This window comes from Ralstonia insidiosa, from assembly GCF_008801405.1.
GTDB classification, from domain to species: Bacteria; Pseudomonadota; Gammaproteobacteria; order Burkholderiales; family Burkholderiaceae; genus Ralstonia; species Ralstonia insidiosa.
Window position 1 is genome coordinate 1 of sequence record NZ_VZPV01000002.1, and the last position, 13,284, is coordinate 13,284.

General features: G+C 64.7%; 13 protein-coding genes. 7 read left to right on the forward strand and 6 right to left on the reverse strand.

Annotated elements, in window-relative coordinates:
* Window positions 1-1,228: GAF domain-containing protein (locus tag F7R11_RS16770; protein ID WP_151180541.1), on the reverse strand; the 1,228-nt coding region annotated here is incomplete at its 3' end.
* A 706-nt stretch (window positions 1,229-1,934) separates the two neighbouring features.
* On the opposite strand from F7R11_RS16770, the gene F7R11_RS16780 reads away from it, so the two are divergent.
* From F7R11_RS16780 to F7R11_RS16795, 4 genes are all read left to right on the forward strand, one after another.
* Entirely contained in the window at window positions 1,935-2,300 is a 366-nt protein-coding gene (locus F7R11_RS16780; RefSeq protein WP_335720527.1) for a glycoprotein, read from the forward strand.
* Window positions 2,297-2,728 (forward strand): hypothetical protein, encoded by a 432-nt coding sequence (locus tag F7R11_RS16785; protein ID WP_064806875.1) that lies wholly within the window; start codon window positions 2,297-2,299, stop codon window positions 2,726-2,728. Before F7R11_RS16780 ends, F7R11_RS16785 begins: the two co-directional genes overlap by 4 nt.
* A gap of 50 nt (window positions 2,729-2,778) precedes the next feature.
* Complete coding sequence (locus tag F7R11_RS16790; RefSeq protein WP_064806873.1) at window positions 2,779-3,687, forward strand: helix-turn-helix domain-containing protein; 909 nt, start codon at window positions 2,779-2,781, stop codon at window positions 3,685-3,687.
* Window positions 3,688-3,826: 139 nt separating this feature from the next.
* Window positions 3,827-4,267 carry a universal stress protein gene (locus F7R11_RS16795; RefSeq protein WP_048935857.1) on the forward strand — a complete coding sequence of 147 codons (441 nt, stop codon included), beginning with the start codon at window positions 3,827-3,829 and terminating at the stop codon, window positions 4,265-4,267.
* Between the two features lie 27 nt (window positions 4,268-4,294).
* Here F7R11_RS16795 and F7R11_RS16800 read toward each other — a convergent pair whose 3' ends face one another.
* The 3 genes from F7R11_RS16800 to F7R11_RS16810 all read right to left on the reverse strand — a co-directional run bounded on the left by F7R11_RS16800 (window position 4,295) and on the right by F7R11_RS16810 (window position 7,200).
* The gene (locus F7R11_RS16800; protein ID WP_064806871.1) at window positions 4,295-4,858 is read right to left on the reverse strand and encodes a Spy/CpxP family protein refolding chaperone; all 564 of its coding nucleotides are present in this window, start codon (window positions 4,856-4,858) and stop codon (window positions 4,295-4,297) included.
* Between the two features lie 154 nt (window positions 4,859-5,012).
* Complete coding sequence (locus tag F7R11_RS16805) at window positions 5,013-5,672, reverse strand: response regulator (protein WP_064806869.1); 660 nt, start codon at window positions 5,670-5,672, stop codon at window positions 5,013-5,015.
* Window positions 5,656-7,200 carry an ATP-binding protein gene (locus tag F7R11_RS16810; protein WP_064806867.1) on the reverse strand — a complete coding sequence of 515 codons (1,545 nt, stop codon included), beginning with the start codon at window positions 7,198-7,200 and terminating at the stop codon, window positions 5,656-5,658. Before F7R11_RS16810 ends, F7R11_RS16805 begins: the two co-directional genes overlap by 17 nt.
* 308 nt (window positions 7,201-7,508) lie before the next feature.
* Between F7R11_RS16810 and F7R11_RS16815 the strand changes: the two genes are divergently transcribed.
* From F7R11_RS16815 to F7R11_RS16825, 3 genes are all read left to right on the forward strand, one after another.
* The gene (locus F7R11_RS16815) at window positions 7,509-8,288 is read left to right on the forward strand and encodes an AraC family transcriptional regulator (RefSeq protein WP_249042860.1); all 780 of its coding nucleotides are present in this window, start codon (window positions 7,509-7,511) and stop codon (window positions 8,286-8,288) included.
* Between the two features lie 92 nt (window positions 8,289-8,380).
* Complete coding sequence (locus F7R11_RS16820) at window positions 8,381-9,298, forward strand: DMT family transporter (protein ID WP_064806865.1); 918 nt, start codon at window positions 8,381-8,383, stop codon at window positions 9,296-9,298.
* Between the two features lie 2 nt (window positions 9,299-9,300).
* Window positions 9,301-9,993: a B3/B4 domain-containing protein gene (locus tag F7R11_RS16825; RefSeq protein ID WP_064806863.1), complete on the forward strand. Its 693-nt coding sequence runs from the start codon at window positions 9,301-9,303 to the stop codon at window positions 9,991-9,993.
* On the opposite strand, the gene F7R11_RS16830 is transcribed toward F7R11_RS16825, so the two are convergent.
* Window positions 9,990-11,567: a TerC family protein gene (locus tag F7R11_RS16830; protein ID WP_064806861.1), complete on the reverse strand. Its 1,578-nt coding sequence runs from the start codon at window positions 11,565-11,567 to the stop codon at window positions 9,990-9,992. The genes F7R11_RS16825 and F7R11_RS16830 overlap by 4 nt on opposite strands.
* Window positions 11,568-11,676: 109 nt before the next feature.
* A complete protein-coding gene (locus F7R11_RS16835; protein WP_064806858.1) occupies window positions 11,677-13,065 on the reverse strand; it encodes a cytochrome-c peroxidase in 1,389 nt (462 codons plus the stop codon).
* Between the last annotated feature and the right edge of the window lie 219 nt (window positions 13,066-13,284).

The following is a 13,284-nucleotide window of genomic DNA, read 5'->3' on the forward strand; positions in this document are numbered from 1 at the left end:
CTTCGTCGATCACGCGCTGCAGCGGGTCCAGCCGGTTGCGCCCAACCAGTTGCCCGGCACGCACCCGCAGGATGCGCTCGGCGCTGGCATTGGCTGCCAGCACCACGCCGTCCAGGTTCTGGATCAGCACGCCCTCGTTCAAGTGCGAGATGGCCAGGCGATAGCGCTCCTCGCTCTCGGCCAGGCCGCGCTCAATGGTGTCTTTCTGGATGGCGACGCCGGCCAGGTGGGTCACGTCGTCAAGGAAATTCAGTTCTTCTTCGCTCGGCAAGCACGGCTGACGGTAGAACAGCGTGAGCGCGCCCAGCTTGTCGCCACGTGAAGACCGGATCGGCAACGCCCAGGCTGCCGCAAAGCCCGCAGCCAATGCTGCGGTGCGCTCATGCTGCCAACGCGGGTCGGTTGCGATGTCACCAATCAGCGCAGCATTCCCCAGGTAGACCGCACAACCACACGCGCCGGCATCAGGGCCGACGGGCGAGTTCTCCAGCGTGGCAGCGTAGGCCGCGGGCAACGTGGGCGCAGCGGCCACACGCAGGGTCAGGCTTTCGTCCGGGTTGCCCTCAGCAAGCAGCATCACCGCCGCCATGGCATTCGGGTAGACCTGTTCGACGTACAGGCACAAATGGCGCAGCACTGTTGACAGCGTCGCATTGGACGCGAGTTGCGCAAGCACGGCGTTCTCCGAGGCGAGCAGGCGGCGTGCTTTCAAGGCTTCAGCACGGGCCTGTACGGCGTGGCGCTCAAGCGCGTGGCGCGAGCCGGCTTCACGCAGCACCAGCATCACTGCCGGTTGCCCCTCGTGCTCGCACGCAGCCGCTTCACTTGCAACCAGCACATGGGTGTAGTCGACCCGCACCAAGCGGTGCTCGACGGGCTGGGCACCCAAGCCACCGCTCACCATGCGCGCCAGATGCGGCACGGCCTGGCCCACATCATCTGGGTGGATCAGGCCGGCAAGCTGCGCACCTTCAAGCTGCTCCGGCGTCTGCGCATTCATCAAGCGCGCAGCAGCAGGGTTGGCTCGCACGACACGCCCCTCCACCGTCAGCAGCACGGCGTCGGACGACAGGCGCGCCAGCGCATCGAAATCCGTGCCCGTAGCCTGCTCTTCGGCTGCGGTCTGCGCCGGAGGAACAGGTGCCGTTGCCGGGCGCAGCATGGCCTCTGGGGCCAGCTCTGCGTCAACAGGAAGGGCTCCGGCATCGGCCGGATGAGAACGGTTCATCGGGGATACGGTTGCTTGGTCAGCGACTGCGACAGGAAATGCAGCCTACACGCGTTTCGACCTTATCCACAACGGCACGCCAGCGGAAAACTGAAGAGCGCTCTGCGCGATTTGCCTGAGCGCCAGTACGGTGCCCAAAGAAAACCCGCGCTCAGTTGACGAGGCGCGGGTTGAAATCTCTGGACCGTGTCGATCTGTTCCAGAGAGGAGAACCGACCCACGAAGCGACGGGCACATAGCTGCCGCGGCATCGCTTCCATGCTTTAAATAATAGTGTCCCGCCCAAAAAAACAAAGCGCGGAAAAGGCAGGGTATTCCATCCCTTTTCATAATCCGCCCCATTTTTCCCGACACCCTTTTTTTGGCACTGCACGAACCCCTTTGCTGCTTGTCCCGCCTGGGTGCACTGGCGCTTCTACGATGCACTGCACTGTGATACCGATGGCGCATATAAATCCCCCCGGCATATTGGTTGCTCGGAACATGCGCGCGAATGTTCTGCGTCTGGCTCGACATCGGCCGATTATGTCGATTGCATGCATCATTTTGCGCAGGGTGCATCACCCCCACGCGGACGATGGGGCAGTTTGCCGCGTCAAGTTTCGACACGAAGTGCCGTTACACTCCAGAGATCCCGCCTGCCCGCGTTGCTTTACAGGCGCACTCTGACCCCCGTGCTTTGACCGTCATGCCGTCTCTTTCCAACATGTCCCGATCGTCGTCGGCGTCGCCCGTGTTGCGGCGTTCCACGCGATTGCTGATTGCCGTAGCGACATTGGCCGCGCTGGTGACATTGCCGCGCGCGCATGCCTCAACGCAGCCCAGTGCACCGGCCGCTGCCGAGCCGTCGGCAACCACCTCAACAACGGCAGCCAAGACCGGAAAAGAAGGCAAGGCCCCCACCTGCCAGGCCATCATGCAGCGCCTGTCGGGCAGCCTGGCCGGCACGCCCAGCCGCGCCGACAAGCCTGGCGCGGTGATGGTCGACTTCGAAAAATCCGGCGTGACCATGGCCTGCAGCCACTCCGACGCCGTCGCCATTCCGGTTCCAGGCAACGCCAAGCCACGATGACCACCACCGCAATCGCACGCGGTGTGCTGGCCTGCATGCTGGCCGGACTGGCCATGACTGTTTTCAGCGCGATCGGCGCCGAACGCTGGATCACGCTGCCCGATCAACCAGACAGCTATGCCTCGCTCGACGCCGGCAGCATCCAGCGCATGCCCAGCGGCCCGATCAGTGCCTGGGTGCGCGTGGAGGCCTCCAACCGCGCGGGCATGCGTTCATTGCAGCGCATGCTCGGCGCCTTCCGTGGCGACATGGCCGACTTCCTCTACACCGTCGACTGCCGCAGCCGGCAGTTCTCCGTCTCGCGCGCCAAGCTGTACCAGGGCGCCATGACCGTCAGCGAGAAACAGTTCGCCAACGACGCCAACTGGCAACGCGTGGATGGCGTGGGCCTGGCGGGTGCGGTGGCGCACGAACTCTGCCCGGGCTAGCGGCCGAAGCCGCCCCGCACCGGCGGCGCGATCGTTGGTAACATCGACGCGTGCGCCCCACCCACGACCCCACTTCGCCTGATCCACGCGTCACCGCAGACGCCAGCGTCTTCGGTACGCTCGCGCGTGGGTCGCGCGCATCGCTGGAGCGCGTCGTCAATCTGGGCGATGGCGTGACCGCCGCCATCTGGTGCAACGAGCACGACGAGGCGCACTACGTCCAACCGGGTCACCACACGCTGTCGGTGTATCTGCAAGGTGGCTACACCACGCACCGGCAGGACTTGCCGAACCTGTTCGGCGCGCCGGGCCGTGTGTGCATGTTGCCGGCCGAGCACGAATCTGCCTGGGTAATCGAGAAGCCGATGCGCTTTGTCCACCTGTACTTCGCACCCGATGCTTTGGCCGGGCATGCAGTGCGTTTGCTCGACGCCGAGCCGCGCCTGTTTACCCTGCACGACCGCACTTTCATTGAAGACGCGCACCTCGCGCAATCGTGCGCGCGCATCGCCCAACTCGACTGGTCCGACCTGGACGACCGCATGCGTGCCAACGCGCTGGCCAATGACACGCTGTCGTATCTCGTGCAGACGCAGGGCCGTACACGCGCGCTGGCGGTGCGTGGCGGGCTGGCACCGCATGTGTGCCGCCGCATTGCCTCACGCATTGAAGCCGAGCTGCACTTGCTGCTGTCGATCGGGGAGCTGGCGGCAGAGGCCAATCTGTCGGAATTTCACTTTGCGCGGATGTTTCGCGCATCGTTTGGGGTGGCGCCGCACGAGTGGGTTCTGCAGCGGCGCATTGCACGCGCGCAAGACCTGCTGCGATCGACCACGCTGCCGCTGGCAACGATTGCCGAACGCTGCGGCTTTGCCAGCCCGAGCCATTTCAGCCGGCGCTTTGCCACCCAACTGGGGGCATCGCCCTCGCGCTATCGGCAGGCTTGGCAAGGCAAGTAACACGCTTGTCTGTCGCACAAAAAACGAACGACCGTATTTCAGCAACCGCTGAAGAGTGGCGCCGGCCCTAGCGTTTTCCACGATAGAGCTGTCGTGTGCAGTGCAGTAATTTGGAAGTGGGTTCCCCATGGAGAGCACCATGTTTACCCATATCCTCTTGCCGACCGACGGCTCCGAGCAATGCCGCAAGGCAATCGACGGCGCATTGAAACTCGCGCGCGCCACCGGTTGCCGCCTCACCGCTTACACGTGCATCGAAGAATTCCCCAACATGGCGTATTCCGCCGGGGTGGGCGAGTGTCCGCACGCGCACTACATGGAGCAGGTGCAGGGCTACGCGAAAGACTGTATCGACCGCATTGCTGAGCGCGCCCGGGAAGAAGGCATCCAGTTCGACAGCGATGTCTCGCAATTTTCCGAGCCGTACCTCGGCATTCTGGATGCGGCGAAGCGGCACGCGTGCGACGTCATCTTCATGGCATCGCACGGGCACCGCAGCCTGATGGGCCGATTGCTGATCGGCAATGAAACGCGCAAGGTGCTGACTTACGCGCAGGTGCCGGTAGTGGTCTACCGCTAGCGGCAGTAGACCACCAGGCAAGTCTGATTACATTGCCGCCAGTTCTTGCGCGGGTGCGTCTTCGCCCTGTTCAAGCTCGGCCACGCGCCGCGCTTCGCGATCGGTAATCTGCTTGCGCTGCTCTGGCGTCAGCACCTGCATGATCTTGGCGCCGGCTTGCGCGCGCAGTTGGGCTTCTTGGGTGACTGCGCGGCCCAGCGCTTCGGACAGCGTGCGCACGCGTGCTTCATCGTATTGGCCGGACATCACCATCTGACGCAGGTCACGACGCGCATGTGCGACAGCCTTGTGTTGCTCGCGCTCCTGCGGCATCTGCGCGTACTTGATCGCGAAAATCTTGTCGCGCTGTTCTTCGGTCAGCTTCAGGCCACGCAGGAAGAACTCGCCGCCGTGGTGGTGCCCGCGCTCCATACCGTGCGGTCCGGGTTGGCCAAAGCCGGGGCCCTGCCCCCGGCCCATCATGCCGGGACCATGCCCAGGCATCGGCGACATGGGAACTGCGTCGGGGGCGGCCGTCTGGGCCAGCGCGGCGCAAGACAAGAGAAGCCCGGCAGCAACGGCAACCAGGCGGCGGGAAGTCACAGCGATCATGATGAAGCTCCTGATGAGAACGTCGGCCGCGCATGTCAACCATGCCAGCCATACGCTCACTGTAGCCATCGATGTCGCACCAAAGGTGGGCAAACGGAGGAGTTTTCTTGAACGCCCGTTACGCCGCAATCGGCATGCAAACGCGTCACGTGTATCAGGCGTCGAGCCGGTATCCCACGCCGTAGACCGAGTGGATCATGTCGGTGCCGGGGCTCAGCAACTCCATCTTGCGGCGCAGATTCTTCACGTGCGTATCGACCGTGCGATCGGTCACGATGCGATGGTCGTCGTAGATCTGTTCAAGCAGATTCGCGCGCGAGAGAATGCGCCCCGGCGCACCGGCCAACGCCGCCAGCAAACGGAACTCCACGGGCGTCAGGTCCAGGCGTTGCCCGCGCAGCGTGGCCGAATACGCGGTGCCATCGATTACGAGCGCACTCTCTGGCGTGCCACCGCCACGTTGCGCACGCCGCAAAATGGTCTTGATGCGCGCCACCAGTTCGCGCGGGCTGAAGGGCTTGCAGAGGTAGTCATCTGCGCCGAGCTCGAGGCCGAGCAGGCGGTCGATCTCTTCCACACGCGCGGTCACCATGACGATGGGGACCTCGCTGAAAGTCCGCACCTCTCGGCAGATTTCCAGGCCGTCTTTTCCGGGCAGCATCAGGTCGAGCACCACCAGTTCGGGCATGGCCTCGCGCACGCGCTGCACCGCGTTCGTACCGTCGGCCAGCCACTCGGTTTCATAGTGAGCGGCACGCAGATAGTCGATCGTCAGTGCGGCCAGTTTGGGTTCGTCTTCAATGATCAGAATCATGGTCGGCAAGCGGATCAAGCAGATCAAGAATGGGCAGGCGGATGAGGATCCAGAGCCCGCCCAGCGGCGAAGGTCTGGCCTCAATGGTGCCGCCGTGTGCGGCAATAATGGTCTGACACAGGCTCAGGCCCAGCCCGGCACCGCCCTGCGCACGGCTGCGTGAAGGGTCGGCGCGGAAGAGCCGGTCAAAGATGCGCGGCAGCATCGCTTCGGGCACGCCCGGCGCGCTGTCCTGCACGTCGATCTGTTGCCAGTGGCCGTCCTGGTGGACGTGTACGCGCAATGTGCCGCCCGCGTCGGTGTAGCGCAGCGTGTTCTCCAGCAGGTTCTGCATGACCTGGCGCAGGCGCTGTGGGTCGCCGTTCACCATGGCGTCTTGCGAAGGCACGCTCGGCACATCGAGCTGCAGCGCGATGCCCTTCTCCATCAGGCGCGGCGTAAAGCCCTGCACGGCACTGCACACGGTATCGGCCAAATCCAGCGCTTCCATGTGGAAGGCCAGCGCCCCCACATCAGCCAGTGACAGCTCGTACAAGTCGTCGATGAGTTTGCTGAGCGTGGCCACTTCAGCCTGCAGCGAGGCCAGCGAGTTGACCGTCAACGGTCGCACGCCGTCTTGCATTGCCTCCAGTTCACCACGCAGCACGGCCAACGGGGTACGCAGCTCGTGCGAGATATCAGCGGTAAGTTGGCGACGCATTTTCTGGTTGGCTTCCAGCGATGCCGCCAAGTGGTTGAAGTCTGCCGCCAGCTCGCCAAGTTCATCGCGCGAATGCACGTCGACACGGGTAGCGTAATCGCCGTCGGCCATGCGGCGGGCGGCATCGGTCAGCCGTCGCATTGGTGCAAGCAGCCCGCGCGCGAGCAACACCGCCACCAGCGCGGCCAGCAATACCGACAACCCGGCGATGATCCATGTTGCACGCAGTTGCTGCCCAAGAAAGGCTTGGTCCGCACCTTCGGGCACACGCATGCGCGCCGGCATGGCCAGCCAGCCGATGGTCAGATCATTGTGGCGGAGTTCATGCCATTTTGCGGTGGGCCCCAGCGGTGGCCCATCGCCAACGATGACGTGGCGCTCGGCATCCAACAGCCAGATCGGCGAACGCGGCATCGGCGGCGGCTCCCCAGACGGGTGCGAAGGCAGGCTGCCGGCGCGGGCAACATCCGGCGGCGGCATACCACGACCCATGTCGGGCGGAAGCGGATCAAAGCGGTGACCCGGCGGCGGGTCGAGATGCTCGCCACCCATGCCGTTGCCACGGGCACGGGCGCCTTCGCGGCGCAGCAGCCGGAACCACGCCTGGCGGTCGTTGCGCAGGAATTCCCAGTTGCCGTGCTCGGCGTACGCAGCCTCAACGCCGCGGGCGAGCACGGTCATGCGCTCCGCCTCGCGCGTGTTGACGTACTCAAGAAAGTTGGCGTCGAAGCGCCATCGCACGGCCGCACCCATGGCAAGCGCCACGACGATGCTCAACGCGAACAGCACAACGAACAGCTTGGAGGTAATGCCGAAAGACGGACGCATGGATGGATGCCAACACACTGTCGCCCGCCCCAGCGGGGACGATTCCCGCATGGCCAAGCGTCAGGCTCTGCGCCATCTTACCGGGTGACACCGGGGCGGGATGTCTTGAGGATAACAACCGCATGGCGCCAGAAATTGAGCGAAATGAGAAGAACACGTTCCACGGCGTTTCGATATGGCGTCGCGTGCACGTGCCGCGGTCGGCCGCCTCGTTGCGCCCTGCTCCCTAAAGCACGCTATGCTGCTGCATTCGCCCTCCTGCCAGGAGACCCGCCTTGCCCAGCCGGCCGGCCCAGACTGCTTTCTCGATGCTCCGCTGCGCCATGCACGGCGTGGAGGCCGTTGCCGCCGACTCCGTCCATACCTTCCCGCGCCATACGCACGAGCAGTTCGGCATCGGCATTGTCGACCGGGGTGCACAGAAGTCCTTCAGCGGACGCGGCATGGTGGAAGCCGGTGCAGGCGACGTCATCATGGTCAACCCGGCCGAGGTGCACGATGGCATACCAATCGACGGCACGGGCCGTGCCTGGCGCATGCTGTATTTCGACCCGGGCACGGTTGGCACACTTGCGCATGATCTCCTGATCGGCAAGGACAATGCCGAATTCGACCGCCCTGTCTCGCGCGACGCCAACCTTGCGCGGCGCGTCCGCCTGTTGTTCGGGCAAATGACGGCACCCGCCGCGCAATGCGATGCACTGCTGCGCGAGCAGTTGCTGCTATCGGTGCTGGCCGATGCGCTGCACACCGCCAACCGCCACGCCGACGATGCCCCCGACGCCATCCGCATTGCGCGCATGCGCATCGACGATGACCCCGCCGCCGCGGTCTCCCTGCTCGACCTTGCCCAAGAGACCGGTCTCAGCCGCTTTCAGGTGTTGCGCGGCTTTGCGCGTGTCACGGGCCTCACGCCGCATGCCTATCAATTGCAGCGGCGCGTTGCCCTCGCGCGCCGGCTGATCGCCCAGGGTCTGCCGCTGGCAGAGACCGCCGCGGCCTGCGGTTTTGCAGACCAAAGCCACATGACCCGCCAGTTCGTGCGCAAGTACGGCATATCGCCGGGCATGGTGGCGGCGGCGCGGTAGCCAGCCACCCCGCCCTCGTCCCTGCAATTTCGTTCAAGACGTGCGCTTCGGGCGCGGCCATCCTGCGGGCTTTCACAGACGCAGGGTTCGACATGTCCAGACGCCTCGAAGGCTGCCTCTACCTCGCGCTTGCGATGGTGCTGGTGGGCAGCACGGTTACGGCCAGCAAGATCATCGCTGCCGGGCTCCCGCCATTCACCGCCACGGCGTTGCGCTTTGCGATAGCGCTGCCGCTGTTTCTCATTGCCATGCGCATGACCGGTGCGCGCTGGCCCGTGCTTTCACGCAAGGCATGGGGCCTTCTGTTCCTGCAGGCGGCGGCCGGCAGCGTGGGCTACACGACGCTGCTGATCTCTGGGCTTCGGCATACGTCGGCGGCAGATGCGGGCGTCATCATCGGCACGTTGCCGGTGGTATCCGCGCTCATTGCCATTGTGGTGCTGGGCGAACGGCCAGGGCGCGCGGTATTGGGGGCGATTGCACTGGCAACGGCCGGCGTGTTGGCCATCGCGTTCCAGCCAGGTAGCGACGCCGCGCATCCGCTCGCGGGCAACGTGCTGGTGATTGGCGCGGTCGTCTGCGAAGGGCTGTTCATCCTGCTCAACAAGCGGTTGCGCACACCCGTGCCACCGCTGGCGCTATCGACGCTGATGAGCATGTTTGGCTTGCTGACGGCCTTGCTGCCCGCCTTGTGGGAAGCCCCCTGGCAACTGCATGCCTCCGCCCAGGCAACGCACGCACTGGCCGCTATTGCCTACTACGCCATCGTGCCCACCGTCGGTGGCTTTGTGCTCTGGTATGCGGGGGCCGCACGCGTAAGCGGTGCAGAGGCTGCGCTCTTCACCGCGCTCGCGCCGGTGGCCGCAGTCGCGTTTGCTGCCGTGCTGCTCGGTGAGGTGGTCAGCGTGCGGCAGATCAGCGGTATCACATGTGTGCTGGCGGCGGTGTTGAGCCTCGCCTTGGCGCGTTCGTCTGCACCGACTTCTTCCCGACCCAAGGAATCCACCTGACCATGCACTTCATTCATGCCCCACAGATCTGGCAAGACTTTCCCGAACTCGTGCCAGGCGTGCTGTCCGTCGAGGGTGTCCGACAAGATGCTTGCGTCGATGCGGGGATTGCCCGCCTGCAGGCAACCGCACGCGCTCGGTTGGCAGGCACACCGGAAGGCGAATTGCCAGAAATCCAGGCGTGGCGGCGCGCATTCTCGCGCATGGGCCTGAAACCCACGCAATACCGCTGCGCTGCGGAATCGCTCTTGCGGCGCTTCAGGAAGGATGACGCGCTACCGCAACTGCACCCGCTGATCGACGTCTGCAACGCGGCCTCGCTGGCATTTGCGATTCCGGTGGCAGCGTTTGATGCAACGGCCATCGACGGGCATCTGACCGTCCGCCGCGCCACTGGCGACGAGCGCTATCTGACCTTCGCCGGCGAAATCGAGCAGCCCGATGTGGATGAGGTGATCTTTGCCGATGGCGCCGACCATGCGCATGCGCGCCGCTGGTGCCACCGCCAGAGCGGCGATTCAGCCGTCCGCGCAGACACATCGGGCGCGTTGATCGTGGCGGAGGGCATGCACGCAAACGCAGCGGCAGACGTGCGTGCGCTGCTGGAAACGCTGGCGGCAACACTGACGGCTGCCGGGATGCGGGTCTCGGCGCCGCGCCTGCTGAGTGCGGCGGCGCCGGAATACGTGGCTTAGGCTTCGGCGTCGGGCGCCGTCACCTCTTCCATGCGCTCGATGCGCACACGCACAATGCGGCGGCTGCCAGCTTCAAGGATGACGAAACGCAGGTCGTGGCGCACCAACGTGTCGCCCACCTCAGGCAGACGATCCCACTGGTTGAACAGGTAGCCGCCCAGGCTCGTGGCGCCGCCACCTTCGTCGAGCAGCCAGTCGACGTGCAGCACGTCTTCGAGCTGGCGCAGGTCGGCCTCGCCAGCCACCTCCCAGCAGCCTTCGCTCGCCTGCTCCACGTCAAGGCGCTCGTCTTCGTCGGGAAACTCCCCGGCAATGGCTTCCAGCACGTCGATGGGCGTCACCACGCCCTGCACCACGTCCAGGGGATCGATCACCAGCAGCATGCGCCCGCGCGCGCGCTTGAGCAGATCCATCAAGCGCAGGATGCCGACGTTGTCCGACACCTTGAGCGCGGGCTTGACCGAGCGCTCCACGTCGATGGTGCCGCGCGTGTCGAGGTCCCCCATCAGATCCTTGGCGCGAGCCACGCCCACCAGGTCATCCAGGCCGCCTCGGCAGACCGGAAACTGGTTGTGCGGCACCGCCAGCAACAACTTGCGCGTGGTTGCCGCATCGGCCTCCAGGTCCACCCACGAAATGTCGTGGCGCGGCGTCATGACCGAACGCACCGAGCGCTCGGCCAAATCCAGCACGCCGCTGACCATGCTGCGTTCTTCGGGGCGGAACACAGCCTCGGGCGCGGGCTGGTCCGCATGGGGCGCGGTTTCGTGGGCCTCGGCATCGGCCGGGGTACCGCGGCGGTCGCCCAGCAGGCTCAGCACAGCGTCGGCAGTGCGCTCACGCAGCGGGCGGCGGCGCTCGTAGCGCACGGTATTGCGTTGCGCCACTTGGTTGAAGAACTCGATCAGGATCGAGAAACCGATGGCCGCATACAGATAGCCCTTCGGAATATGAAAGCCCAGCCCTTCCGCCACCAGGCTGAAACCGATCATCAGCAGGAAGCTCAGGCACAGCACCACCACGGTGCGATGCGCGTTGACGAAGTCCGTCAACGGGCGCGACGCAAACAGCATGGCGCCCATGGCGATCACCACGGCGGCAATCATCACCGGCAGATCATTGACCATGCCCACCGCGGTGATGACGGAGTCGATGGAGAACACCGCGTCCAGAATCACCACCTGCGCGATCACGTTCCAGAACTTGCCGTGGCCGGTGCCGTGGCTCTCGTCCTGAGGCTCGCCATCCAGGCGTTCGTGCAGCTCAGATGTAGCCTTGAACAGCAGGAAGAACCCGCCCAGCAACAGGATGATCGAGCGCCCCGACAGATCCACCGACCCGATCGTCAGCAGCGGCTTGGTAAGCCCGATCAGCCATGACATGGCCATGAGCAACACCACCCGCATCCCCAGCGCCAGCCCCAGGCCGATCATCCGGGCACGATCGCGCTGCGCTGGCGGCAGCTTGTTGACGAGGATGGCAATGAAAACGAGGTTGTCGATGCCGAGAACGATCTCGAGCACCACCAGGGTGAACAGGCCGATCCAGATGGACGGGTCAGCAAGCCAAGTCATAGGGAGAAGTCAGTGACAGCGCAAATGCAATGCGCCGATGATAACCGCAGCGCACGCATGGCCCGCGCTGCGGCAGAGAACGCAACAAACGGGCCGGGCGTCCGTGCGCTCAGCGCTGGGCCATTTGGGAAGCCCGGGCGGCTTGTCCGGCCGGTTTTTCCTGCACGGGGCGATAGCCGTCGGTCAGCGTCTTGAGGAAAGCGACAATGTCGCGCACGTCAGCCTCGGAGAGCACCGGCTTGTCTCCGGGCTTGCCACCAAAGGGCGGCTCCATGTTGACGTTGGCGCGGTACTGGGCCGGCAGATCGTCGAACTTGTCGACGGTGCCGTCGGCCTTGCGCGGATACCACTTCTGCGGCTGGGTATCGCGCTGGGCGTAGAAACGCACCGCATCTTCCAGCGTGTGGATGGCGCCATTGTGGAAGAACGTCTTGCGCAGCGCCACGTTGCGCAGTGACGGCGTGCGGAAGCGGCCGCAGTAGTCGGCGCGGTCCTTCAGGTCCGTTCGGTCAGGGCCGCACAGGCCCAGGTCAAAGAACGCCGGATCGGCATTGGCTGCCAACGTGCGGTTGCGTGGCACGCCCACCGCAATGTGGCCGAAATCGGTGAACGCAGGAAAGGCGCCGTCCTGCTTGATTGCGCTCACGTGGCACGAGGCGCAGTTGCCCTTGGCTGGGTCGGCAAAGACTTGCAGGCCGCGCATCTCCTGCGGCGACAGTTTGACCTGTTTGCGCAAGAACGCGTCGTACTTGCTGTCGTACGGATAGAACTCCGACGGCGTCTGCTGAAACACCTCCAGCGCCATCAGAGCGGCGCGGAAAGCCGTGTCTTCATTGTCGAGAATGTCGTCGCCGAACACCTGGCGGAACGTCTGCGCGTGACGGCCATTGCGTAGCTTGGCCACCACCGCATCCGGCGTGCCGTTTGCCATTTCGTGCGCAGAAAGCAGCGGGATGCGTGCCTGGTCGTGCGTGGAGGACACTCGGCCGTCCCAGGTGTAACCGCCGGTCGGGCCCTGGTCTTCGGAATCGTTGCCATCGTTCTCGTAGAAGTGCTCGGAGAACGGCGGCACATTCTGGATGTAGCGCAATGACGGTGCGGCGCGCACGCCGGTCTTGTGCATGTCGGTGCCACCCAGCTGCACCGACAGATCGTTCGGCGGGCCGTAGGCGTGCGTGGGGCTATGGCAGCTTGCGCAGGACTGCTTGCCCGAGGCAGACAGTGCGGGATCAAAGAACAGCGCCTTGCCCAGTGCCGTCATCGCTGGCACCGACGGACGGCGCGTCGCCATCATCGTGTAGAAGGCCTTTTCATAGGCCGGTGCTGACGGTGCGAAGGCAGCCACCGGCTTGGCTGCGGATGCGGGGGCTGACGGCACCGAGGCCGCCGCGGCCTGCGCCGACGAGGGCTCGCCGCGCTCGCACGCAGCCAACCCGGCAAGCGCAAGCGCCGAAACAGCGATCACGCGAAACGTGGCAACAGGCAAAAGGCAGCGCATTGGCGGTGGGCGGAATATTGGGAGCCTTGCAACTTAGCATGCAAGTGATGACACTTTGATGTCGTCAAACCTCTGTCACGTCAGCCCTTGGAGAACGTTCATGGTGGCAAATGTCTTCAAACGTTCGGTGGTGCCCCTGCTCCTCCTGATGATGGTTATCACGATCAATTGGACCGAGACTCGCTTCAGGCCAACGTTTTCATCATCAACTTGTCACAC

Coding starts and splice junctions, on each gene's coding strand:
- F7R11_RS16780 (WP_335720527.1), top strand. CDS start 1,935: ATGTCCCGATCGTCGTCGGCGTCGCCCGTGTTGCGGCGTTCCACGCGA.
- F7R11_RS16785 (WP_064806875.1), top strand. CDS start 2,297: ATGACCACCACCGCAATCGCACGCGGTGTGCTGGCCTGCATGCTGGCC.
- F7R11_RS16795 (WP_048935857.1), top strand. CDS start 3,827: ATGTTTACCCATATCCTCTTGCCGACCGACGGCTCCGAGCAATGCCGC.
- F7R11_RS16800 (WP_064806871.1), bottom strand. CDS start 4,858: ATGATCGCTGTGACTTCCCGCCGCCTGGTTGCCGTTGCTGCCGGGCTT.
- F7R11_RS16805 (WP_064806869.1), bottom strand. CDS start 5,672: ATGATTCTGATCATTGAAGACGAACCCAAACTGGCCGCACTGACGATC.
- F7R11_RS16810 (WP_064806867.1), bottom strand. CDS start 7,200: ATGCGTCCGTCTTTCGGCATTACCTCCAAGCTGTTCGTTGTGCTGTTC.
- F7R11_RS16815 (WP_249042860.1), top strand. CDS start 7,509: ATGCTCCGCTGCGCCATGCACGGCGTGGAGGCCGTTGCCGCCGACTCC.
- F7R11_RS16820 (WP_064806865.1), top strand. CDS start 8,381: ATGTCCAGACGCCTCGAAGGCTGCCTCTACCTCGCGCTTGCGATGGTG.
- F7R11_RS16825 (WP_064806863.1), top strand. CDS start 9,301: ATGCACTTCATTCATGCCCCACAGATCTGGCAAGACTTTCCCGAACTC.
- F7R11_RS16830 (WP_064806861.1), bottom strand. CDS start 11,567: ATGACTTGGCTTGCTGACCCGTCCATCTGGATCGGCCTGTTCACCCTG.
- F7R11_RS16835 (WP_064806858.1), bottom strand. CDS start 13,065: ATGCGCTGCCTTTTGCCTGTTGCCACGTTTCGCGTGATCGCTGTTTCG.